At 44.3% G+C, this 25,222-nt stretch carries 19 protein-coding genes; 7 read left to right on the plus strand and 12 right to left on the minus strand.

Features of this window, described 5'->3' with window-relative positions:
* Positions 1-36: 36 nt before the first annotated feature.
* On the minus strand, positions 37-1,482 hold the full coding sequence (locus ALT761_RS12140; RefSeq protein WP_013783653.1) for a glyceraldehyde-3-phosphate dehydrogenase: 1,446 nt from the start codon (positions 1,480-1,482) through the stop codon (positions 37-39).
* A gap of 147 nt (positions 1,483-1,629) precedes the next feature.
* Here ALT761_RS12140 and ALT761_RS12145 point away from each other — a divergent pair, with 147 nt between their 5' ends.
* Entirely contained in the window at positions 1,630-2,499 is an 870-nt protein-coding gene (locus ALT761_RS12145) for a DUF2989 domain-containing protein (protein WP_232043445.1), read from the plus strand.
* Positions 2,500-2,679: 180 nt separating this feature from the next.
* Here the strand turns inward: ALT761_RS12145 and msrB are convergent, their stop codons facing one another.
* From msrB to malQ, 5 genes are all read right to left on the minus strand, one after another.
* On the minus strand, positions 2,680-3,078 hold the full coding sequence (msrB, locus tag ALT761_RS12150) for a peptide-methionine (R)-S-oxide reductase MsrB (protein WP_129739027.1): 399 nt from the start codon (positions 3,076-3,078) through the stop codon (positions 2,680-2,682).
* Between the two features lie 86 nt (positions 3,079-3,164).
* Positions 3,165-4,718: an NADP-dependent phosphogluconate dehydrogenase gene (gene gndA / locus ALT761_RS12155; protein ID WP_129739029.1), complete on the minus strand. Its 1,554-nt coding sequence runs from the start codon at positions 4,716-4,718 to the stop codon at positions 3,165-3,167.
* Positions 4,719-4,830: 112 nt separating this feature from the next.
* Complete coding sequence (gene glgX / locus ALT761_RS12160; RefSeq protein ID WP_013783649.1) at positions 4,831-6,918, minus strand: glycogen debranching protein GlgX; 2,088 nt, start codon at positions 6,916-6,918, stop codon at positions 4,831-4,833.
* A gap of 8 nt (positions 6,919-6,926) precedes the next feature.
* The gene (gene glgB, locus ALT761_RS12165) at positions 6,927-9,128 is read right to left on the minus strand and encodes a 1,4-alpha-glucan branching protein GlgB (protein ID WP_129739031.1); all 2,202 of its coding nucleotides are present in this window, start codon (positions 9,126-9,128) and stop codon (positions 6,927-6,929) included.
* Between the two features lie 114 nt (positions 9,129-9,242).
* On the minus strand, positions 9,243-11,438 hold the full coding sequence (malQ, locus tag ALT761_RS12170) for a 4-alpha-glucanotransferase (RefSeq protein WP_129739033.1): 2,196 nt from the start codon (positions 11,436-11,438) through the stop codon (positions 9,243-9,245).
* A gap of 240 nt (positions 11,439-11,678) precedes the next feature.
* On the opposite strand from malQ, the gene gap reads away from it, so the two are divergent.
* Complete coding sequence (gap, locus tag ALT761_RS12175; RefSeq protein WP_013783646.1) at positions 11,679-12,674, plus strand: type I glyceraldehyde-3-phosphate dehydrogenase; 996 nt, start codon at positions 11,679-11,681, stop codon at positions 12,672-12,674.
* A gap of 191 nt (positions 12,675-12,865) precedes the next feature.
* Positions 12,866-13,720, plus strand: coding sequence for a D-hexose-6-phosphate mutarotase (locus ALT761_RS12180; RefSeq protein ID WP_129739035.1), 855 nt, complete (start codon positions 12,866-12,868; stop codon positions 13,718-13,720).
* 129 nt (positions 13,721-13,849) lie between these two features.
* Here ALT761_RS12180 and ALT761_RS12185 read toward each other — a convergent pair whose 3' ends face one another.
* Genes ALT761_RS12185 through zwf form a run of 5 tightly spaced genes read right to left on the minus strand, consistent with a single transcriptional unit; the run spans position 13,850 to position 19,480 of the window.
* On the minus strand, positions 13,850-14,497 hold the full coding sequence (locus ALT761_RS12185; protein ID WP_129739037.1) for a bifunctional 4-hydroxy-2-oxoglutarate aldolase/2-dehydro-3-deoxy-phosphogluconate aldolase: 648 nt from the start codon (positions 14,495-14,497) through the stop codon (positions 13,850-13,852).
* Positions 14,498-14,500: 3 nt separating this feature from the next.
* On the minus strand, positions 14,501-15,454 hold the full coding sequence (locus ALT761_RS12190; protein ID WP_129739039.1) for a glucokinase: 954 nt from the start codon (positions 15,452-15,454) through the stop codon (positions 14,501-14,503).
* Positions 15,451-17,280 (minus strand): phosphogluconate dehydratase, encoded by a 1,830-nt coding sequence (gene edd / locus ALT761_RS12195; protein ID WP_126873423.1) that lies wholly within the window; start codon positions 17,278-17,280, stop codon positions 15,451-15,453. Before edd ends, ALT761_RS12190 begins: the two co-directional genes overlap by 4 nt.
* Before the next feature lie 9 nt (positions 17,281-17,289).
* Positions 17,290-17,982 carry a 6-phosphogluconolactonase gene (gene pgl / locus ALT761_RS12200; protein WP_013783641.1) on the minus strand — a complete coding sequence of 231 codons (693 nt, stop codon included), beginning with the start codon at positions 17,980-17,982 and terminating at the stop codon, positions 17,290-17,292.
* A 1-nt stretch (position 17,983) separates the two neighbouring features.
* Positions 17,984-19,480 (minus strand): glucose-6-phosphate dehydrogenase, encoded by a 1,497-nt coding sequence (gene zwf, locus ALT761_RS12205; protein WP_126873413.1) that lies wholly within the window; start codon positions 19,478-19,480, stop codon positions 17,984-17,986.
* A gap of 297 nt (positions 19,481-19,777) precedes the next feature.
* On the opposite strand from zwf, the gene ALT761_RS12210 reads away from it, so the two are divergent.
* The 4 genes from ALT761_RS12210 to ALT761_RS12225 all read left to right on the plus strand — a co-directional run bounded on the left by ALT761_RS12210 (position 19,778) and on the right by ALT761_RS12225 (position 24,765).
* Entirely contained in the window at positions 19,778-20,629 is an 852-nt protein-coding gene (locus ALT761_RS12210) for a MurR/RpiR family transcriptional regulator (RefSeq protein ID WP_126873424.1), read from the plus strand.
* Positions 20,630-21,045: 416 nt separating this feature from the next.
* A complete protein-coding gene (pyk, locus tag ALT761_RS12215; RefSeq protein ID WP_062087417.1) occupies positions 21,046-22,482 on the plus strand; it encodes a pyruvate kinase in 1,437 nt (478 codons plus the stop codon).
* 186 nt (positions 22,483-22,668) lie between these two features.
* Positions 22,669-23,553, plus strand: a complete 885-nt coding sequence (locus ALT761_RS12220) for a 5'-methylthioadenosine/S-adenosylhomocysteine nucleosidase (RefSeq protein WP_129739041.1) — start codon at positions 22,669-22,671, stop codon at positions 23,551-23,553.
* 159 nt (positions 23,554-23,712) lie between these two features.
* On the plus strand, positions 23,713-24,765 hold the full coding sequence (locus ALT761_RS12225) for a DUF2891 domain-containing protein (protein ID WP_129740629.1): 1,053 nt from the start codon (positions 23,713-23,715) through the stop codon (positions 24,763-24,765).
* A 43-nt stretch (positions 24,766-24,808) separates the two neighbouring features.
* Here ALT761_RS12225 and ALT761_RS12230 read toward each other — a convergent pair whose 3' ends face one another.
* Complete coding sequence (locus ALT761_RS12230; RefSeq protein ID WP_232043446.1) at positions 24,809-25,171, minus strand: hypothetical protein; 363 nt, start codon at positions 25,169-25,171, stop codon at positions 24,809-24,811.
* Positions 25,172-25,222 lie beyond the last annotated feature (51 nt).

Raw genomic sequence — 25,222 nt, forward strand, 5'->3', positions numbered from 1 at the left:
CGACCCTAAGCGGTCGGTTTTTATTCAAATTGAATATTAAAGCGGCAGTGTGGGGAAACTAAGCCCTGCCATATCCCGAATAACACGCATTACCTGACAGCTATAACCAAACTCGTTATCGTACCAAACATAAAGGGTAAGACGTTTATCAGCCACAATAGTCGCTTGGGAATCTACCACTGACGCTGCGCGAGAGCCCACTAAGTCGGTAGAGACAATCTCTTTACTTGCGGTGTAATCGATTTGGTGTTGTAAGGTAGAAAAGAGTGCGGCATCCCGTAAGAATTCATTCACTGCTACTCTATCTGTGCCTTTCGCTAGGTTAAGGTTCAAAATAGCCAGTGATACATTCGGCGTAGGCACGCGAATAGCGTTACCCGTTAGCTTGCCAGCAAGCTTAGGGTAAGCTTTCGATACCGCTTTTGCTGCGCCGGTTTCGGTAATAACCATATTAAGTGGTGCACTGCGACCGCGTCTGTCACCCTTGTGATAGTTATCAATTAGATTTTGATCATTGGTGTATGAATGCACCGTTTCAACATGACCGTCTTCAATGCCATATTCTTCATCCAACGCTTTAAGCACTGGCGTAATCGCATTAGTAGTACAACTTGCTGCTGAAAGAATGGTGTCGTCTGGTGTAATCTCGTCATGATTTACCCCATGTACGATGTTTTTAATATCGCCTTTACCTGGTGCCGTCAGTACTGCTTTAGACGCACCTTTCGCTTTAAGGTGTAAACCTAAACCATCGCGGTCACGCCATATACCCGTGTTATCAACAATAATAGCGTTGTCGATACCGTATTGGGTGTAATCAACCTCGTCTGGGCTGTTCGCGTAAATCACTTGTATAAATGAACCGTTTGCTTTTAATGCATTACGCTCATGATCGATAGAGATACTGCCGTTAAATGGCCCATGCACTGAATCACGGCGAAGTAAGCTAGCACGTTTTTCCAAATCACCATCGCGCCCACCACGTACCACAATGGCGCGTAAACGTAGCTTGTTGTTTTTACCTTGGCGTTCTATCAACAAACGCGCTAACAAACGACCTATACGACCAAATCCATAAAGTACAACGTCTTGAGGCTTCTGATCGTCCTCTTTATCAATAACGTCGCCTAACTTCTCACTTAAAAATGCATTTAAGTCGTCGTTGTCTACCGCCGAACCGTAATTAAAGTCGAAGGCCAATTTACCAATATCAATTTGAGCAGGGGCAATCTGCATTTCGCTCAGCGCAAGTAAAATTGGGAAACTCTCCCGAAGTCGCAATTTTACTCCCTCGTGCAAGCGTACTTTGCGATGCGCTTTGATCACATCAGTTGCACTGGCATTTAATAAAGAGCGGCCATAAACTGAAATTTCTACTGCGCTATTTCGGTATAGCTTACCGATAAGGGGCAACATCATTTCCGCGTATTCCTGACGCTCTTGCCAGCTGCTTTGTAATTCCTGCTCAAACTGTTGGTTCATGTTTTTGCCTTTATCGACGTAAATTAACGGTATGTGACACGTCAGTTTTTTAATATTTTAGGGTACACTAGGTGAAGATTTCGTCTGACGGTGACGAGCAGTATCTTAAAGAAACAAACAAGGATGACCAAATTGTTGATAAATTTCATGAAATCAAAAAATCTGCCTGTTCTAGGCACTTTATTTAGTAATTTTCCAACAGGTTATAAAAATGTTATCACCACGCTATCGATGACCGTCATGCTGTCTGGATGTAGCGATTGGTTCGAACCCACTATTAGTGAAATTTGCGAAACCAACAGTGAAATGTGTTTAGATTTAAGTCTAGATGCACGTTGTCGTCACGAGCGGGCCGACATCATAAGGTTAAGATACAACCACCAAACAGATACCTCAGACGCGTTCAAATACCCATTATTATTAGCGTTTGAAGATTACTTGGTCTGCGTGGAAGAAGCACAGCATATTGAGCACATAAAACGTAAAGGCAAAGAAGCCACCCGCCTTAAGGGAGTCATTACTGCTCAACGCGAACTTACCCGATTAGCCCGCGAGACTAAACGTTCCCTTGACCCTTACCTTTCTTATTACCACTGGTCTCGTCACAATGACAAAGAGGCGTTTCACCGGTTTGAGCGCTACGCCGCGAGCAACAAAGTTAACGATCCTGAGTTACTTATTTCTTTGGCCTCGGCGCAAATTAAAACGGATCCTGAGCGCACAATTAATACCTTGTATAAAGCACTAAGCCTATACAAAGATGCAGATGACATAGACAGTGCGGTGTACTTATCATTGGTGTCGTTAGGTACGGATAGAGAAAACTATAGAATGGCTTATGTATGGCTAGGCGTAAGCGAACACTTTGACGAAAACATCCCCTCAGCTAGAAGAGAATCAATTGGCCAAAAATTTAATCTTCCGGTTGATATTTTAGACAGCGTGGTTAGTGATATTGTCTCTGCCCTTGATAACAGCCAGTTCGATGCGAGTGCACTTAAGCTATATAGACTGTAATAATGAAAATGAATTACATTTTTTTCGTCAAAAATAAGTGCTAAAAAATGAAAAAATCCGCCAAACATGAGCGGATTTTTTCATTTTTTACGTTAAGGAAACTACTGCTGTGCATTTTTTGTTCGACTGTTTACCTTGCGAAATATTTTTTACTTGAAGAAATAGATTCAGTGCTTGTGCCTAGCCTTTTACCACAACGTCACCATTACCTTTAAATGTCAGTGAAATTGAATTCACGCAATAGCGCTGACCGCTTGGCTCTGGGCCATCTGGAAACACGTGCCCCAAATGAGAATCGCATTGTTTACAGAAAATCTCTACACGGTGCATACCGTGCATATTGTCATCTCGGTAGCCAACATTGTCGTTTTCAAGTTGCTGAAAAAAAGAGGGCCAACCACAACCAGCATCAAACTTAGTTTGTGATGAAAACAAATCCGCTCCACAGCACTTACAAACATAAGTACCCTCTCGGGCTTCATCTAACAATGCTCCGGTGAATGGTCGCTCTGTCCCGGCATTGCGGCACACTCGGTATTCTTCTTCAGACAGCCTTTCTTGCCATTTTTGCTCAGACATCGTTTCTCCTAAAATTCATCCCTTAAAAAGAAAAAAGGTGCGCCAAAAGAACCTGGCACACCTTTCAATTTAGTACAGGAACCGTGTTAGCGTTTTATAGAAGTTTGCGGGCGTTGGGGATCACTCCATTCTAAGTGATACTTTTTACCCGCAGGCTTATCTATACGTTGATACGTGTGGGCACCGAAAAAGTCCCGTTGACCTTGTAGCAAGTTAGCTGGCAGCACCGCCGTTCTATAGGAATCATAGTAACTTAGTGATGACATCATAGCAGGGCATGGAACGCCTGCAATAGTGGCTTGCGCAATTGACTGACGCCAATCAGATTGAAACTCTGAAATCTGTTCTGCAAAGAACGGGTCCATCAGCAGGTTCGACAGTTCTTCGTTGTTTTCATAAGCCTTAGAAATAGACTGTAGGAAAACGGCACGAATAATACAACCTGCGCGCCAAATTTTTGCTATTTCACCAAACTCTAATTGCCAACCATGCTCTTTGGCAGCAATAGCCATTAGCTGGAAGCCTTGCGCATATGCACAAATTTTAGAGCAGTATAAAGCTTGTTCTAATTTATTGATGATGTCTTCTTTTTGCTCATCAGAATGAACCACAGGTTCAGGGCCCGAAAGTACTTTACTTGCTGCCACACGTTCATCTTTCAAGCTAGAAATGCTGCGCGCAAATACAGCAGACGTAATGGTTTGCGCTGGGCTACCAACTTGCAATGCACTTACCGCAGTCCAAAGACCCGTGCCTTTTTGCCCTGCTCTATCTAAAATGACGTCGACAAGAGGCTGCTTGGTATCTGGATCAAGTTGATCGAGCACTTCGGCGCTTATTTCCATTAGGTAGCTATTTAGCTTACCTTCATTCCAACGTCTAAATACGGCTGCAATGTCAGAAGGCGACATTTGCAATGCTTCGCGCATCACATGATAGGTTTCACAAATAAGCTGCATATCAGCGTATTCAATACCGTTGTGTACCATTTTCACATAATGGCCTGCGCCAACTGGGCCAATATAGGTGGCACACGGCTCACCTTCTAATATGGGTTTACCTGGCACGAAACTCTCAAGAGGTTTACCCGTTTCAGGATCGACCTTAGCGGCAATCGCTTTAAGTACCGGCTCAATACGGGTCCACGCATAAGGGTTGCCTGATGGCATTAATGATGGCCCAAAGCGCGCCCCTACTTCACCACCAGAAACCGCAGTAGAAAAGAAGATAAACTTGCCTTTGTATTGCTCTTCCCGTGCAACAGAGTCTGTCCACAAGCTGTTACCGGTATCCACCACGATATCGTCAGCATGAATACCCGCATCAATAAGATGATTACACACATGGTCGACAGGGTCGCCGGCAGGAACAGAAAGAATAATAAGATGAGGGGCTTTTAGTTTGCTAAGTAATTCGGTGTAAGAGCTACAACCTTCAACGCGAGGTTCAGCGTTGGCATCTCGCTCACTGGCGTCTTTTGCAAGAATAGCATCGACCTTATGCTGGTCTAAATCGAAACACGCTACTCGATAACCGTGGTCTACCAAGTTCATTGTAAGGTTATTACCCATTACACCTAAACCGATAAAACCAATATCACACGCTGTTGTGGCGTGCTTATTTCCACCTTCATTTTGCATAGAAAAACCCTCACATTCAGATGGGAGAGCATAATACCACCTGTACCAATAAAGAACAGCATACCGTGGCAATATACGTTCGGTATGCTATTTTTTTCGTCAGAGGTAAAGCTTACGAGGTAAATTCGTTAAAACTAAACAAGGTAAGAGACTTACCCGCTTGTAAAAATACTTTTTGAATACAGATTTTGGGTTGCTCGCTGAGAGAAGCGTAGCGAGTATCTAAATGCAAAGTCCAGCCGCCTTTCGGTGACAAACTGGGCAGATTAAACCTTACGTCGTTGTCACTGGCATTTACACACATAAACCAATGCTCTGGGGTTTGTTCACCTACCGCGCACCCTCTAATTTCAACACCAAAAGCTTTATTGTGTGCCGCGTTCCAATCTTCAGAGGCTTTATCGGTGCCGTCAGGTTTGAACCAGTTAATTTGGCTGACATTTTTCGATAACGAGTAATGGTCGTCTTCTAGCTTTATCTCGCTTAACAAGGTAGAACCTTGCTTTAAGCGAATGACATACTGGCAAAAACTAAGGAAATCTTGCTGACGCTTGTTCATTTCCCATTGCGTCCAACTGATTGGATTATCTTGACAGTAGGCGTTGTTGTTACCGTTTTGCGTGCGACTTAGTTCGTCGCCCCCTAAAATATGCGGCGTGCCTTGTGAGAAAATAAGCGTGGCGAATAAATTCCGCTTCTGGCGTTCACGTAGTGCCAATATATTTTTATCTTGGGTTTCACCTTCAACACCATAGTTAGCTGATAAGTTATGCCCGTGACCATCACGATTTTCTTCTAGGTTAGCTAGGTTATGGCGATCAGCGTAACTCACTAAATCATGCAGGGTAAAACCATCGTGGTAGGTGATGTTATTCACCGATGTGGAAATATGACGGTAGCCTTTATGAAATAGGTCGCGAGACCCCATAAAGCGAGTAGCAAAATCAGCCGCTAAACCTTCGTCACCGCGCCAAAACGCGCGCGCAGTGTCTCGGTACTTATCGTTCACTTCTAGCCATGGCGTGGGGAAGTTACCCACCTGATAGCCACCAAGCCCAATGTCCCAGGGCTCAGCCAGTAAAACGGTTTGCTTTAATACGGGGTCTTGCCCGATGGCGCGAATTAACCCAGCATATTTGTTATAAGCTTGAGGCTCTCGTCCAAGGGTTACCGCTAAGTCGAAGCGAAAACCATCTACGCCGATAGTGGTTGCCCAAAAGCGCATGGCATCAAGTATGAGTGTCATCATGTAAGGATGTGACGTATGCACAGTATTACCACAACCAGAGTGGTTCGAATAAACCAACTCTCCCCGCTTAGTTTGCTCTAGCAGGTACGCTTGATATGGGCAGAAACCTTTGTAAGACAAAATAGGGCCGCCTTTACCGCCTTCTGCCGTGTGGTTGTAAACCACATCAACAATTACCTCAAGCCCCGCTTTATGGTACTCATCAACCATATGTTTAATTTCGGCCAACGCATCTTTGCTGGCATAGCGAGGTTCAGGCGCGAAAAAGTTAACTGGGTTATAGCCCCAGTAATTCGTTAACCCTTTTTCCGTAATGTAAGGCTCTGGCATAAAGGAGCACATTGGCATGAACTGAACCGTGGTAATGCCTAGCGCTTTTAAGTGGGCAATCACCGCGGGGTGGCTTGCCCCAAGGTACTTACCTCTGTGTTCTTTTGGCACATCGGGGTGTAACTTTGTTAACCCTTTCACATGCGCTTCATAAACAATACGTTTGTGTTTCGGGATCTCGACCTTGCGAATAACACTTTCAGGGTAATCGGCGTCTGCCACCACCACACACTTAGGCACCATAAATTGCGAGTCGAATTTATATTGCCTAGCATCCCAATGAATGGGTCTACTTAGTTTTTTTGCATAAGGGTCAATAAGTAGCTTATCGGTAGGCACACCATGAAGTTGCCCTTCCCCACGTTCTACTCTGTAGCCATATAAATGACCTGCTTTTACATTGGGAAAGAAACCATGCCAAATATCGCCGCTTTTTTCAGGCAGCAATATTTCTTCTATAGGTTCTTCGGTATCGTTGTGAAAGAGACATAACGCCACCGCTTTCGCATCTGGCGCATAAACAGCGAAGTTGCACCCATCATCATAAGGCGTAGCACCTAATGGAAACGCTTCACCTAATAAAACATGGTTTACCTTTGTGACGTTCTGTTTCGCGTCCAACGTAATTCCTATTTCGTAATGTAAAATACAGTAGATAAAGGGGGTAAATTAATACTGATCGAGTGGTCTCGGTTATTCCATGCTACCGGCGTGGGCGTGACATGGCTGTCCACAGGATAATCGCTACCCCAAAATACCTGACTATCGGTATTTAGTGCAAGCGCCAACTCACCGGCCCCATCTACCCCTACGCGGTAATGTTCTCTTGGTATAGGCGTAAAGTTACAAATCACATATACTTTTTGCTTACCATCTAGCGACGTGCGAACAAAAGACACCACGCTTTGGTCAGCATTTTCATGGTCAATCCAAGCAAAACCATGATGACTGTGATCTTGTTCGTACATAGCTGGAGTGCTGGTATAAAACTGATTCAATGCTTTATATAAGCTTTGAATACCTCTGTGCTTTTTATGTTCCAGAAGGTGCCAATCTAAGCTGGTGTCATGGTTCCATTCTTTGCTTTGTGCAAATTCATTGCCCATGAAATTTAACTTCTTGCCAGGGTGCCCATACATAAAGCCAGCATAGCACCGCACGTTAGCGGCCTGCTGCCATTCGTCACCGGGCATTTTGTGCAATAAGCTGCCCTTGCCATGCACCACTTCATCATGAGAAATAGGCAACACGAAATTTTCGTCAAAGGCGTAAACCATGCTGAAGGTAATTTCACCATGATGGTAATTACGATAAGCAGGATCTTTGGCCATATACGTTAGCGAGTCGTGCATCCAGCCCATATTCCACTTAAAGCCAAATCCTAACCCACCTTCAAACACAGGTCGTGATACTTTCGGAAAGGATGTGGACTCTTCGGCGATAGTCATGGCGTCAGGATAGTGTTTATATACTTCTTCATTCATCCAGCGAAGCAGGCTAATGGCTTCGTAATTTTCATTCCCGCCATCCACATTCGGGATCCACTCGCCTTCATTACGGGAATAATCGAGATAAAGCATAGAAGCAACCGCATCTACTCGTAATCCATCCACGTGAAATTTGTCTAACCAGAATAACGCATTAGCAACCAAAAACTGACGAACGGTTTGCTTGCCAAAATCATAGATGCACGAATTCCAATCTGGATGCCAGCCTCGTCTTGGATCTTCATATTCATAAACATGGCTGCCATCAAAGCGAGCAAGACCGTGCCCGTCTTCTGGGAAATGAGCGGGCACCCAATCAATAATTACCCCTAAATCAGCTTGGTGGCACTTATCGACGAAGTATTTAAATGCATCAGGGTTACCAAAACGGCTTGTTGGCGCAAACATGCCCACTGGCTGATAGCCCCACGAACCATCAAACGGAAACTCGGAAACCGGTAATAACTCAAGATGGGTATAGCCCATCTCTTTTGCGTAAGAAATGAGGTCGTCGGCCAACTCTTCATAAGTTAAATAACGCTGACCACTGTCTGCATCGGGGCGCTTCCACGAACCTAGGTGCACTTCGTAAATACTCATAGGGTTGGCGTATTTATTTTGTTTACGAGATGCTAGCCATGCATCGTCGTTCCATTGGTACTTATCGTGGTTAAATATCTTTGACGCATGAGAAGGGTACTGCTCAGCACTAAACCCTAGAGGATCGGTTTTGTGCGGTAGTTCATGCCCGTGGGCATCTTTTATTTGATACTTATAACGTTCACCTTCGCCTAGGTTTGGAACAACCAATACCCAATACCCCAATGAGGTTTTTTCCATTGGATGTAAGCGTCCGTCCCATTGGTTAAAGTCACCAATTAATGAAACTGAAGAAGCGTTTGGCGCGTACACGCAAAAACGAGTGGCAGCGAGTGCCTCCCCTTTTTCAGGTGTAATAGTAATGAGTTGAGCACCGGCTTGGTGATACAGATTTTCTGGTTTGCTGTCGATGTAATGCACAGCGTGGTATGCATTATCAAGAAATTGATAAGGGTCACAATAGGTGTAGCTATCGGCTTTATTGTGGATAGTTACCCAATAAACCTGCGCACTTTGGGCCTTTGTAATTTCACCCTCAAATAAACCAGCTTCAGTGAGCGGTTTCAGCATAACCTTTGGCAATGCGGTATCTGGCCAACTTATTTCGATGGATGATGCGTCTGGACGCCATACTCGAATCTTAGTTTTACTTCCTGTTTCAATTGGCCCAAGAACGGAAAACGGCTTAGAACATGTTGCATGCTCTAATTGCTGCGCTATCTGCTTTATCCGCGTTACCTGCATCTGCTACTCCTATTAAAAACCCGCAAGAAAACGCGGGTTTACTGCCCTAATATTAGGCAAGGGCGCGCGTATTTGCACGCCAACATATTCACTTTAAAAAATGAAAATTATAACTTAAGCACTCGCTTGTTTACGTGCTTGCGTTAATTGAGCTGCCAACTCTGTTATATCATGAGTCTCGAAAATAGCCTCAACATTCTTGGTCAGCTTTCTACGCCAGTTAGGGTACTCATTGAAAGTACCTGGAATATTTACGGGCTTGTCCATTTGTAACCAGTCTTCTAGCTGCAAGCTTAACAAAGCACTTGAGCCACCAGCCATATGCACTTGCATCCCTTTGCTAAGTTCGCCAGTCATGCCAGTAGTATTCACATCGCTTCCAACATTGTCAGGAATTGAATGATGACCGTGTAATGAATCTAATATTGACTGTTTGTTTGCATGGCGATCGGCATACAAGGTTTGTAAAATATCGTCTGTTGGATAAAGACCAATATCTTTGCCGAGCGCCAGGTCAAGACAATGCCAGTAACCTATAAGCGTAGGCATGTCGTGTGTAGTAAGTGTAGACATAGACTGCACAGGGTAATGGCTTGGCGAGAAGAAACCGCCATCTTCTGCTTGCTCAAAAAAGAAAACGCGGTAGGAATACACACCGTTGTCTGCCAACTTACTGCGAATCTCTTCAGGCACAGTGCCTAAATCTTCACCAATCACTAAGCTTTGGTTACGATGACTTTCAAGGGCCAAAATACCCAATAAATCATCAACAGGGTAATACACATAACCGCCCTCTTTCGCATCATCACCTTTCACTACCCACCACAAACGCAGCAGCGCCATTACATGATCGATACGAAGAGAGCCTGAAGACGCCATATTGGCTGCAAATAAATCGATGATTGGCTGGTATGCCTGCTCGTATAGCTTACGAGGATCCATAGGAGGAAGCCCCCAGTTTTGCCCCAAAGGCCCTAAAATATCAGGCGGAGCCCCTACGCTAGCGTTAACGCAATATAAATCTTTGTTACCCCAAATTTCAGCACTACCTTCACTTACCCCTACCGCAAGGTCTCGATACAAACCAATGGTCATACCGCACTCGGTGGCTTTGCTGCTTGCCGCTTCTAACTGTTGCGCTGCTATCCATTGTAAAAATAGGTAGAACTTCACATTACCAGCATTCGCCTTTTTAAATTTCGCAACAGCAGGGTTATGATAATCTTTGTATTCTTCAGGAAATACAGGCCAGCCCCAGCAGTCTTTTCCTTTCGCTTTCAAATGTGACTGAAGCGCATCGTATACCGCCAGCATATCTAGGCTTTCACCACCTTCGGTAACAAACGCTTTAAATGCTTTATTTTGCTTGGTATTTTTACGAAGATGGCGAGCATCGTAGACATCAAACACTGCTTTCAACGCTGCCAGTTTGATATGCGCGACAGCCTCATAATCTACATGTTCTGTTTCACGGGCATGGCTCAACGTTTTTTGGAATTCTTCTGTATTCACCACGGCTTGAACACTGTCATCATCAAAGCCTTCAATAGCAGAAGCATCAATGTACAAGTAGTTTAGCCAGCGGCGAGAACTAGGACCATAAGGAGAACACGCATTTGGATTAGCTGGGTAAAGTGCATGAATAGGATTAAGCCCGATAAAATCAGCCCCTACACCTGCCGCTTTCTCAATTAGCGTTGCAAGGTCGGTGAAATCCCCTATTCCCCAGTTCTTTTCACTGCGCACACAATAAAGTTGCACGCTCAAACCCCAAATCTTTTTACCCGCGGCAATAGGGTCTGGGGTATAGCAGGCTTTTGGTGCAACAATAAAACGTGACTCTGCAAATTGATCATCGTCAGCACTTAACGCCATGGTGTGATAACCCAGCGGTAAGTTAAGTGGCAAAGACACCACGTATTCATGGAACTCCACCTCATCGATGTGCGCCATGGTCGTCATTTCTTGGTCTACCGGTGTAAACGTATGCTTTTCAATTTTTCCGTTTTCACAGTGAACTGTAATGACATGTTCATCGTTTACAAGCTCTATAGGTAAGCGCACAACGATAACAATAGCCTCATCGCTACGAACCACTTGAACAGGGTTCAGAGGAGATAACCAAACTGAGCTAATGTCGTCTATAATTTGCGATTGAATCTTTTCTTCACTGGCGGTGTCATAACCCAGCACGTTAAGTAATTTGGCTTTACTTGACTCTGCGATGGTTGCTGGTTTGCCCCATGCGTCGACGTATTGAGTCTCTATTCCACGCATTTCAACCAGTTGTTGCAGAAGATCTTGTGTCATCGTAACTTGTTCCTGTATTCCTGTGAGAGGCACGCTTAATTTGCACTAAGCAAATTTGCTTATACGTACAAAATATTAACATTATTCTAGAAACAGTCGCGCTATGAAAACTGAATACGATTGCATAAGCTGTTGTTCGTAATTTTCCAACAGTTTAGCGTTTTTGTTTTGCCAATTATGGCATTTTGATCCATACTTTACGTAATTTATTTTCATATTCAAAAATAATCGAGGTACGTCATGACAATTCGCATCGGTATTAACGGTTTTGGTCGCATTGGTCGCTTAGTAATGCGTGCGGCTGCTGCCCGTGAAGACATCGAAGTAGTTGCTATTAACGACTTATTAGATACAGATTACATTGCCTACTTATTAAAATACGATTCAACGCACGGTTTATTCGACGGTGAAGTTACAGTAGACAACAACGACTTAGTTGTAAATGGAAAAACCATCCGCATCACATCAGAAAGAGATCCTTCAGACCTTAAATGGAATGAAGTAGATGTGGACGTGGTAGTTGAATCAACTGGCTTATTCTTAACAAAAGAAACTGCTGCTAAGCACATCGAAGCGGGTGCTAAGAAAGTGGTTATGTCTGCACCTTCTAAAGACGACACGCCAATGTTCGTTATGGGTGTTAACGATGAAAGCTACGCGGGTGAAACTATTGTTTCAAACGCATCGTGCACAACTAACTGTTTAGCGCCTCTAGCGAAAGTACTTAACGATAAGTTCGGTATTGTAGATGGCCTAATGACAACGGTTCACGCAACGACAGCTACTCAGAAAACCGTTGACGGTCCTTCTATGAAAGACTGGCGTGGTGGTCGTGGCGCTGGCCAAAACATCATTCCATCGTCTACTGGTGCTGCAAAAGCAGTAGGTAAAGTTATTCCTGCACTTAACGGCAAGCTAACAGGTATGGCTTTCCGCGTACCTACGCCAAACGTTTCAGTGGTTGACCTTACTGTTAACCTAGCAACACCAACTAGCTACGACGCTATTTGTGCGGCAATGAAAGAAGCATCTGAAGGCGAGCTTAAAGGTATCATGAGCTACACTGAAGACGCGGTAGTATCAAATGACTTTATCGGCAACGCCAATACATCAATTTTTGATGCAACAGCGGGTATTGCACTTACCGACACATTCGTAAAAGTTATCTCTTGGTACGACAACGAATGGGGCTATTCAAACAAAGTTCTAGACTTGGTTGCTCACATTTCTAAGTAATCAGGTTTATCAATAACGGCGACTTTGTTGATCAGTTATTGAGTACATTGTTAATAGACTGAAAAAAGGTGCGAATACTATTCGCACCTTTTTTGTTTTCATTGCACAATAAGCCATTATTAAATGGTAATGCGAGACCTTGTGGAAATCTCGACAACGGTACAATCAGCACGTTGCTTCATGGAGGATTTATGTCAACAGAATCATTGCAAGTTAGCGAATCAAACGGATTGACGTTTTTAGAGGTAGATAACCACCTCGGTTCAGCAAAAATCAGTTTATTTGGCGGACATGTCTTATCTTTTATTCCAAAAAAAGATGGCCAAGAACGCTTATGGGTAAGCCCCCATGCCTACCTTAACGGTGAGCGCCCCATTCGTGGTGGAATACCTGTATGTTGGCCATGGTTTAGTGATGACCATGGTAAAGCGAAAGGTGAGCTGCCTGCCCATGGTTTTTTGCGTACACAAGTGTGGCAATTAACTTCATCAAGTGAAGATGAAACTGGCACCCATATTACGCTTACCCCGTCCTTCACTCGTGCGGAAGGGTTTGAACATGACTGTGCGGTTACCCTTTCCATTACTGTAGGTGACACTCTCAGCGTATCGTTAATAACAGAAAACACAGGCGTAGTGCCATTTACTTACAACTGCGCGTTACACAGTTACTTCCATGTTGATCATATTCAAGCCGTTCGTCTTGAAGGTATAACTGGCGACTATAAAGATAAACTGGACGACTGGGCGATAAAACCCACACCTGAACTTTATACTTTTACCGGTGAAACTGACCGTATTCATATGAACGCGGTTGATAAGGCGTCTATTGTAGTAAACGATACCCCTTTCACCGATGTTGGTTCAACAGGCCACGATTCATTGGTGGTATGGAACCCATGGCAAGGCGCTGCGTCAATTTCTGATATGGATCCGTTCGGGTACAAACATATGGTTTGTGTAGAGTCGTCTATTACCCAAGGCAAGACGCTACAGCCAAGTGAGTCTCACGCCATGGTGCAAACGATAACGCCTGTGTTGCGCTAGCGAGCCGTTTAACGGCTTAAATAAAGTAATACGCTAACGACCCGTTTATTGGCTTGAATAAAAAAGCCCTGATAATAAGTGACGTCATATCAGTCACCATTACCGGGGCTTTTTTTAAATGTTTTTTAATTAGCTGATGTTGGCACCCGCAACGGCTTCTTTAGCAAGTTGCGTAATACGATCCCAATCACCTGACTCAATCGCATCGTCTGGCGCTAACCAAGAACCACCAACACAAACAACATTTTTAAGGGCTAGGTAATCATTGTAGTTACCTGGGCCAATGCCGCCAGTTGGGCAGAATGTAAATTCAGGGAACGGGCCACTGATCGCTTTAATCGCTTTCACACCACCAGACGCTTCAGCTGGGAAGAATTTCATATGGGTGTAACCCGCGTCTTTCCCTTTCATCAGTTCAGACGTTGAAGAAATACCTGGGATAAGTGGAATTTCTGCTTCCATACCCGCTTTTAGCAAATCAGCTGTCATACCAGGGCTAATTGCAAATTTAGCGCCCGCTTCAATAACCGCTTTAAGCTGCTGTGCATTCGTTACTGTGCCAGCACCAATAAGAGAATCAGGCACTTCATCAGCAATACGCTTAATAACGTCGATAGCAGCAGGCGTACGAAGAGTAACTTCTAATACTTTAATGCCACCTGCCATAAGGGCTTTTGCTAGCGGAACTGCCTTTTCCACGTCGTTGATAACCAATACAGGTACAACAGGGCCAGCAGCAAAGATATCAGCTGGCGAATATTTCCATTTACTTGTCATAAATCAGCTCGCAGTATGTTGTTGAAGATAAGCAGCTGCACCTAATAAGCCGTGATCAGGCTCTGCTATCAAATAAGTAGGAATATCTTTCACATAGCGCTTCATCTGCCCTTTCGCTTCGAAACGGGCTCTAAAGTCACTATTTTGAATGAATTCAGGGAAACGGTTTGCTATACCACCGCCAATGAAAATACCACCTGTTGTGGCCATATTTAACGCCAAATTACCCGCAAAGCTGCCCATAATTCTGCAGAACTGCGTTAAGGTAGCGGCTGAAATATCACAGGTACCGGCTAATGCGGCTTCTGTAATTTGAGCAGGTTCAGCGAATGTAGCTTCTTTACCTGCATCTTGTGCCAGTGCGGTATAAATATTATGTAATCCCCTGCCAGACATTACTTCTTCAGCAGAAGCGCGGCCGAAGCTTTTTTGCAGGTGACGCCATACCACAACATCAGTTTCATCAACAGGAGAGAAGTCAACATGACCGCCCTCGCCGTCTAGGGTTTGCCAGCCTGTAGAGGTCATCGTGATATGCTCTACACCCAAGCCTGTACCTGGGCCAAATACCGCAATGTTACCACCGGCTTTCGCCGTGCCATCGCCAATTTGAACCACTTGTGAATCACTTAAAACCGGTAATGAATGTGCCACTGCGGTAAAATCGTTAATCACAAATAATGAATCTAATTTTAACTGCGAGCATAGCGCATTCTGCGAAAACGCCCAGCTATGGTTTGTCATCACTACTTGGTCGCCCAATACCGGGCAAGCAATACCAATACACCCTTCGGTGAATTGGTATTCAGGCATTTCAGCAAAATACTGTGAAATTGCCAAATCGATACTGGCAAAATCATTACACATGTATTTCTTTATATCGGTTACACCTGTTTCGGTAACCCGAGCTACGCGAATGTTAGTGCCCCCTACATCGGCCACAAACTTCTGGCTCATAGCGCCTGCTCCTGGTTGTAGAACAACGAGCATGCACCTTCTTCAGCACCGGTAAGGATAGCACGCATGCCGCCGAACATTTCTCGGCCCATTCCAATATGGTGGTGACCAATATCGGCAGGTTTCGCTTCACGGGCTTCAAGGGTAGCTTCATCAACGTGCAACGTTAATGCGCCTGTTTCTGTATTAAGCTCAATCAAGTCACCCGCTTCTACTTTTGCAAGCAAACCGCCTTTATAGGCTTCTGGGGTAACATGGATTGCGGCTGGAACTTTACCTGAGGCACCAGACATACGTCCGTCAGTGACCAAGGCCACTTTGAAGCCTTTGTCTTGTAACACACCAAGAGGGGGTGTTAAACGATGCAATTCTGGCATACCAATAGCCGAAGGCCCTTGGAAACGAACTACAACAATGCAATCTTTGTCTAAGTCGCCCGCTTTAAAGGCAGCGTCTAAGTCGAACTGATCTTCAAACACAACCGCTGGCGCTTTAATAGTGCAATGTGGAGTGCGAAGCGCTGATGTTTTAATTACACCGCGACCAAGATTACCTTCCAGCACACTTAATCCACCATCTGGTTTAAACGGCGTTTCTACTGTGGCGAGCACTTCTTTGTCTAAAGACTCGGTAGGACCGTCACGCCATTCAAGCTCACCGTCTTTCAACATTGGCTCTTTGGTATAGAAGTCTAGTCCTTCACCACAAATAGTATTAACGTCGTTATGCAACAACCCAGCATCTAGCAATTGCTTGATAAGCAATGACATACCGCCAGCAGCTACAAAATGGTTGATGTCGGCAGAACCGTTAGGGTAAATACGAGTAAGTAAAGGCACAGCATTAGAAATATCTGAGAAATCATTCCAGTTAATGATGTAACCGGCTGAACGTGCAACAGCAATTAAGTGCATGGTGTGGTTTGTGGAACCACCTGTTGCTAGCAAGCCTACTAAACCATTCACAATGGCTTTTGCGTCAACAATATGACCGATTGGACGGTACGTATCGCCCAAGTCAGTAATACGTGTTGCTTGAATAGAGGCCGCTTTCGTTAGGGCATCACGAAGCTCTGTACCTGGGTTTACAAACGAAGAGCCAGGTAAATGAAGGCCCATCATCTCTACCACTAGCTGGTTAGAGTTTGCTGTACCGTAGAAAGTACATGTACCAGCAGAGTGATAAGACTGAGATTCAGCTTCAAGTAGCGCATCACGCCCTACTTTACCTTCTGCATATTCTTGGCGAACACGCGCTTTCTCTTTATTCGGTAAGCCAGAAGGCATAGGACCAGCTGGCACAAATACTGTTGGCAAGTGACCAAAGCTTAACGCACCCATTAATAATCCAGGTACGATTTTATCGCAAATACCTAGCATAAGGGTTGAGTCGAACATATTATGCGAAAGCGCAATAGCAGCACCTTGGGCAATATTGTCGCGGCTCATTAAGCTCAAATCCATACCGGTTTGACCTTGAGTAACACCGTCACACATAGCGGGAACACCGCCAGCAAACTGAGCCACACTGCCTACACTTTTTACTGCATCGCGAATAATCGCAGGATACGTTTCGTATGGCTGATGCGCTGAAAGCATGTCGTTGTAAGCAGATACAATCGCCACGTTTGCTTTTGTCATCGAGCGCAGATCAGATTTATCTTCTGTTCCACAAGCCGCGAAACCATGAGCTAGGTTTCCGCACGAAAGCACACCGCGGTGAGGACCTTGGCGGCGTGCGTGTTCAATTTTTTCTAAGTATGCCTTACGGCTGTCTTTGCTACGCTCTATAATACGCTGCGTAACTTCTGCAATTCTTGAATCCATCATTGTCTCCTATGGCGCCCACATCAAGGTTACCGGGGCTCTGTTTACCACGGCCGTGATGGGCTTTTGCGCTTCGGTAGCATTATCCAGTGCATCAAGCAGAACCTGCTTTTTCTTATCACCGGTTAAATGCAGAAAAATATGTCGACTGTTTAGCAACGCCGGCAACGTAAGTGAAATACGTTGATGGGGTGCAGTTGTAGGTTGTACAGCAATACATGTGCGGCCACTGTTCATGCTCAAGCCATCATTGACTTGTTCAGAACAGGGGAATAGTGATGCGGTATGACCGTCTTCACCCATGCCTAAAATTAGCGCATCAAAAGGCTGGGACATACTTGCAATCGCTTTTTCAGCAGCATTTACGCCTTCGCTAGCATCAGCAACATCGCTTTTTAATTCAACGAAATGTGCTGCACTGGCTTTATTTTGAATAAGGTTCGCTTTTACTAAACTGGTGTTACTGGCTTCATGACCTTCTTCCACCCAACGTTCATCAGCAAGGGTTATATCTACCTTGTCCCACTCTATGTCGGTTTCGCTCAACTGCTTAAACAGCGCAAGAGGCGTTCTGCCGCCACTCACCACAAGCGAAGCACGCCCGCGAGTTTTAATGCCAGTTTTAAGAATGCTCACTAAGTCTTCAGCAAAGGCTGAGGTGAGCGCATCGGGTGTATCGAATGAAAGAGTTGTTAAAGCCATATTATTTCTTCTTCTTTACCGTTTTGCTTTCGTACCAACTGCGATTCGCGCGTGCCAAAAGGCCAATTGAATCTACCGGTCCCCACGTACCTGCCTGATAAGGCTCTGGTGGTTCATTAGACGATTTCCATGCTTCTAAAATTGAATCAACCCATGTCCAGGCTTGTTCAATTTCATCACGGCGAACGAACAGCGCTTGATTGCCTAGCATGACTTCAAGAAGCAGCTTTTCATAGGCATCAGGAATACGATCGTCAGCAAAGGCTTCAGAGAAGCTCAAGTTCAATTTTGATTTTTGTAAATCCATAGAGCCAGAGCTGGTTAAGCCAGGCACTTTGTTCATTACGGTAATTTCAACACCTTCATCAGGCTGAAGTCGAATTACCAGTTTGTTAGGTGGCAAGTTTTTAAAGCTATCGCCAAACAAGTTGTGTGGCTGACGCTTAAAGTAGATAACCACTTCACTGACTTTCGAAGGCATACGCTTGCCAGTACGAAGGTAGAACGGAACACCCGCCCAACGCCAGTTATCAATCTCTGCTTTAATAGCAATGAAGGTTTCCGTTCTACTTTGAGTGTTAGCACCCTCTTCTTCCAAGTAGCCTGGTACTTCTTCACCTTTAACAAAACCTGCTGTGTACTGTCCACGAACCGTGCTATCGCTAATGTTCGTTGAATTAATCGGGCGCAGCGCTTTAAGAACTTTAAGCTTTTCATCACGAATGCTGTCAGCATCCAGTGTTGTAGGTGGCTCCATGGCCACTAAGCTTAAAATTTGAAGCAAATGGTTTTGCACCATATCACGCATTTGACCTGCGTCGTCGAAATAGCCCCAACGGCCTTCAATACCTACCGATTCTGCAACTGAAATTTGAACATGGTCAATACAGTTGTGATCCCAGTTGGTCGCGAAGATAGAGTTAGCAAAACGAAGTGCAACAAGGTTAAGTACTGTTTCTTTACCAAGGTAATGATCAATACGATAAATTTGTTTCTCGTCGAAGTATTCGGCAACTTGTTCGTTGATCACTTTTGACGATTCAAGGTCATGACCTATTGGCTTTTCAAGTACCACACGCACACTCGAGTCGATGATTTTACAACCGTGTAAACCACGACAAATATCGCCATAAATAGAAGGCGGTGTTGCTAAATAACACACCATGGTACGAGCAGGGTCAACATGGTCTTCTAAAACGCAGTAGCTAGCGATATCTTTCATATCGACACATGCATAATGAAGACGCGCTTTCATGCGCTCCCACGTTTGTTCACAAAGCTCTTTATCACCAAACTTAACTAAGTTTGTATGCACCTCAGCGATATAGTCTTCTAATTCCATTTCGTGGCGAGCTACGCCAACAATCGTTGTGTCTGGGTGGATAAGCTCTGCTTTTTCAAGCTGATATAATGACGGCAGTAATTTGCGTCGTGAAAGATCACCCAATGTGCCAAAGAGCACGAAATCACAGGGTTCGTAGGAATTTTCCAATACCATTTTCGTCGACCTTTTAAATGTATGTGTGAAACTAACGTGAGGTAGACGTACCTTCTAACGCCATCCACGTGTTATTAGCATATAGTTAACACCAAATGTAGTAAAATTACAACTTTTGGAAACTATTGAATCTCATTTCTCTATATTAACGGGTTAGTACCCTAACTTGGCCCCTTTTGTTCCCCAGAAATGATAAAAAATGTCAAAAAATTACATTTTTCTTGTCACTTCCGTCACATTGGGTACTATGAGTCGGGTAACCTACATCAATTTTCCCTTACTAATTGCTATTTCTGTATGAATATTTTAGAAAAAATTACACAAAATAAAGCGTCATTCAGCAAATCAGAACGAAAAGTGGCTGATGTGATCCTTGCGAATCCGCAAACAGCTATTCACTCGAGTATAGCAACCTTGGCCAAAATGTCGGATGTTAGTGAACCGACAGTTAACCGCTTTTGTCGACGTTTAGATACGAAAGGCTTTCCAGACTTTAAACTTCATTTAGCACAAAGTCTCGCAAATGGAACGCCGTACGTAAACCGTCATGTTGATGAAAACGATGGGCCTGAAGATTATACCAACAAAATCTTCGAATCGACCATGGCTTCTCTTGAAGTTGCGCGACAGTCTGTAGACGTGCAAGTGGTTAATCGCGTTGTAGATTTGTTAACTCAAGCACAAAAGATATCGTTTTTTGGACTTGGCGCATCAGCCTCTGTGGCACACGATGCACTAAACAAATTTTTCCGTTTCAATGTGCCAGTGGTCTACTTTGAAGACATTTTGATGCAGCGCATGAGCTGCATGAATTGTTCTACTGGCGATGTTGTGGTGCTTATCTCACATACCGGCCGAACCAAAAGCTTGGTAGAGATTGCACAGATTGCCCGCATGAACGATGCAACGGTGGTTGGTATAACGTCAGCCGACAGCCCATTGTCACATGAATGTACGTATGTATTGTCGCTTGAGGTGCCGGAAGATACTGATATGTATATGCCAATGGCATCACGTATTGCGCAACTTACGCTCATAGACGTGCTTGCTACAGGGTTCACGTTACGACGCGGTAATAAGTTTAGAGAGAATTTAAAGCGGGTGAAAGATACCTTGCGCGGTTCTCGCTACGAAAAGCGCAACGAATAAGTACTGCGGCTTCACGCATTCGAGTTAGCCTACCAATACGTGCATTGGTGCCTAACTCGGCTTCGCTATACTTGTAATACTTCGGTAAATGCCCCGCTCCCTACTCTCTTCGGTAATTAACCACATTTTTTCGCCATACCTGCTACCCTAGTTAAGTGGAAACAAGCTTAACTATTGATTATTTAAAATACAGAAAAGGCAGTGGATGGCATTAACACTCTATTATTGAGATGAATGACGCAACTGGTCGGCTCAGTTCCCATTTCTTCATCTTTCATTCACATTTATGTCAGATTCATCTACTATTCTGTAATAAAATTACGTAAAGCGATTACAGGTTAACCTTTGTACAAAATACGCAGGCTAGCCATATATCTACTTGTGCTACATCACTTAAAAATTGCGACGGACTCCTAATGACCAGAAGAACGAAAATTCTTGCAACGCTTGGCCCTGCCACTGATTCACTCGAAAAAATTCAAGAACTAATTGCCGCCGGTGCGAACACGGTTCGTATGAACTTTTCACACGGCCAGGCGGAAGATCATATCGAGCGTGCGAAACGCGTAAGAGAAGCGGCTAAAAACTTAGGTAAGTACGTTGCCATTTTAGGCGATTTGCAAGGGCCAAAAATTCGTGTTGCTCGTTTTGCTGAAGGCGCGGTTAAGTTGTCTATTGGCGATAGCTTTACACTTGATGCTGAACTAGACCGCGATGCGGGCGATGCCAAGCAAGTTGGCATCGACTATAAAGCACTACCTGATGACGTAAGTGCTGGCGATATTTTGTTACTTGATGACGGTCGTATTCAACTTAAAGTCACCGGCGTAGAAGGCCGTAAAGTATTAACAGAAGTAACTGTTGGTGGCAAATTATCAAACAATAAAGGCATTAACCGTCAAGGCGGTGGTTTATCTGCTGAAGCCCTTACTGAAAAAGATAAGAAAGACATTATCACGGCTGCTGAAATTGGCGTTGATTACCTTGCGGTTTCATTCCCTCGTAGTGGTGAAGATCTTAATTACGCAAGAAAGCTAGCTGAAGAAGCAGGCTGTTATGCAAAAATCTGCGCCAAAGTAGAGCGTGCTGAAACAGTAGCCACTGATGAAGCTATCACAGACATTATCAGTGCATCAGATGCGGTGATGGTTGCTCGTGGTGACCTAGGTGTTGAAATTGGTGATGCCGAGCTAGTGGGTGTTCAGAAAAAGCTTATTGCCCGTTCACGCCAGCTTAACAAAATTGTGATTACAGCAACGCAAATGATGGAATCGATGATTGATAGCCCTATGCCTACGCGCGCAGAGGTTATGGACGTTGCCAACGCGGTACTAGATGGTACAGACGCGGTTATGCTTTCAGCTGAAACTGCAGCAGGTAGCTTCCCGATTGAAACTGTTCAAGCGATGGCGCGCGTTTGTGAAGGTGCCGAGACGCACCCTAGTGTTAAAATTTCTAAGCACCGCATGGATGAGCTTTTCTCATCTACTAGCGAATCAATTGCGTTGTCAGCAGTATACGCAGCAAACCACCTACCCAGCGTAAAAGCTATTGTAGGGTTAACTGAAAGCGGCAACACGCCTAAGTTAATGTCGCGTATTACTACCTCACTGCCTATCATTGCGATGTCTCGACATGAAGGTACATTAAACACTATGGCCTTGTTCCGCGGTGTTAAACCTGTTTATTTCGATTCATCGAAAAGCGAACCTGGTCAGTTGAAATATGATGTCGTTGCAGCACTTAAAGCCAAAGGTTTAGTGCAAAGCGGCGACAACATCATTTTGACTTATGGTGATGAAATGGAAAAAATTGGTGCAACCAATACGCTTAAGATTGTTGAAGTAGAATAAGCGTTATTCGCACTTAACAGTTTTTTAAAGGCAGCTTGTAGCTGCCTTTTTTTATGCGTATTCAACGTTCTGTATCACGGGCACCTACTGCCTATACACATTGTAATTCACATACCAAACTGGTAGAAATGAAAGGTGTCTTTCACTTGTAGTTTTACTTACCACGCTTACTTCAACGGAATAATAATGAAAATAACCGCTCCTCTTTTTTCCGCGCTTTTTGCGCTACTTTGCTTTAACAGCATGGCTGAATCATCCATGAAAAGTGTAATAGTAGCCGCTTCTGAAACGCCATTAGCGCCAATCATGATTCAAGGACCCATGCCAATTGAAGCAGAGTACTTCGCATCACTTTTAACCGACGTTCGTATTGAACATTCAGGTAACGCCACCTTCTATTTAGGGACGTTAAACGGGCACCCTATCGTGGTGGCCAAAACAGGAAAAGGCTTAGAGAACACTGCTGCGGCAACGGCTATAGGTATAAGTCGCTACCAACCAAGAATCATTATTAATCAGGGTACATCCGGTGGGCACGATCCTAAGCTAAACGTTGGTGATATCGTATTGGGCGAAAAAAGCGTAAACGCGAGTAATTTCAAAACCCCTAAGCTACAAGCGGGCGAAGGCTCTCGTCCTCTTACGTGGATCCCAATGGACTTAATGGCGTCAGAAGGCAGTGCGGGTGAAGGTGATAGTGCGTCAGATGCTGAAAAGATTCGCTTTTATGCCGGTGACGAAACCTTACTTAAGCTCGCGATGTCGTTAAGCAAGGAACACAAAAGTGGAAACGTTGTGAAAGGCACCATCGGCAGCGGTAATTTTTGGAATAACGAAATTGACCGCATTGCATGGCTTCACAAAAACCTAGGTACCAGCGTAGAGGAAATGGAATCAGCATCAGCAGCGCAAATTGCCCATGCTTATGGCGTACCTTTTCTTGGCATTCGTATTCTATCAAACAACATTACCAATCATGGCGAGTATAACCCTAACACGGCAGAGGCTTGCCAAGTGTTCGTCAAAGCCGTTGTTGAGGCGTATATCGCGTCATTACCAAAGCCTTTATAACCGTCTTAAAGACTAGCCTTATTATTTGCCGCCGAGTTATTTTTACCCTCGAAAAAAACTTGGCACTTTCATTCTTAAAAACACATTGGCATTTATTTTATGAAATTGACTTTGCTCCCTAAGCTTATACTCGTTCTCACCCTAGTTTCACCATCACTGATGGCGAACACAGCCGACACAAAGGCCTCATCGAGTGACTTAACGGTAGTAAACCGTTTTGCGCAACTTGCTTTAGCCTGTGTTCATAAAGAGTATCCAAATATTATAAAACACATGATGACAGGGGCCGAACATGTTAAGCCGCCTAAACAGCTATATCCCGCGTTTTACGGCTGCTTTGATTGGCACTCGTCTGTGCATGGCCACTGGTTACTAACCCGAATCGCCAGTCAATATCCAGAAACGCCACACTACCAAGACATTGTAAAACACCTCGATACCAGTTTTACCAAAGAAAATATAACGGGTGAAGTCGCTTACTTTAACCGTGAGGGTACAGGTACAAGCTTTGAACGTCCCTATGGGCTTGCTTGGTTTTTACAATTAACCAGTGAATTACGTGAGTGGAATTCACCCGAAGCTAAACGGTGGCTAACCACCCTACTACCACTTGAGAAAAAAATCGTCGCCAACGTAACAGATTGGCTCCCTAAGCTTTCATTTCCTATTCGAGTGGGCGAACATAGTCAAACCGCGTTTGCATTCGGGCTTATGTTAGATTGGAGCCGCACGGCTGGCGATGTTGCATTTGAAAATTTGCTTACCAAAACCATCACAAAGTTATATGCCAATGACGTGAATTGCCCGCTAGCTTACGAACCATCAGGCCAGGACTTCTTATCACCGTGTGTTGCAGAAGCTGACTTGATGCGCCGAGTATATTCAAGCGAGCGTTATGCAAAATGGCTGTCTGCTTTTTTACCCAGCATTCCTATTGATGGCGATGGTTCATGGATAAACGTAGCCACTGTAGTGGATAAAAGTGATGGTAAACTTGCGCATCTAGATGGTTTAAATTTAAGTCGTGCATGGATGCTTGAAGGTATTGCCTCTGCATTGCCGTCAGACGATAAGCGTGTTGTAGCAATTAACAGTGCAGCACAATCACATAAGGTAGCGGGAGTCGATGCTGTGATAAACGATATGCATTATATGGGAAGTCACTGGCTTGGCAGCTTTGCTACTTATCTGGAAACCCAACGCGGGCTTTAAACCACTTACTAATACTAGATTAAATGAAGCAGAGTTGGCGAGCTTAGATGCTCGCAAACTCTGTAGTTGTTGAAGTAAACTGTGTTTGGTGATGGACTAAAATGTTCTTTGCGCGGTCGATTAAATCATCACGCTTAAATGTCCAATTACGTAAGTCCGCCTGCTTTGCTTCTGCAAGGTAAAACTCAATACGTGTTTTACGTAATAAATCTCGCTTCTGAGATACATCGAACTCGGTCTGAGCAAGTATGCGCTCTATTTTTACGATAGTGGCGTGATGGGCTTTGTTTGAATCATCAGCGTTCGCTTTACCTACATAAGCCATGTTATTTGTTAACACACCTGCAAGTACAATAAGCAGTGAAATCAACACACCTGAAACTAACCAATTTAATACTTTCATCATTCACTTCCTTTTATACTAACTTGCTTTTATCCATGTAAGAACGCGTTGGTT

This window comes from Alteromonas sp. 76-1 (genome assembly GCF_900654235.1).
GTDB classification, from domain to species: domain Bacteria; phylum Pseudomonadota; class Gammaproteobacteria; order Enterobacterales; family Alteromonadaceae; genus Alteromonas; species Alteromonas naphthalenivorans.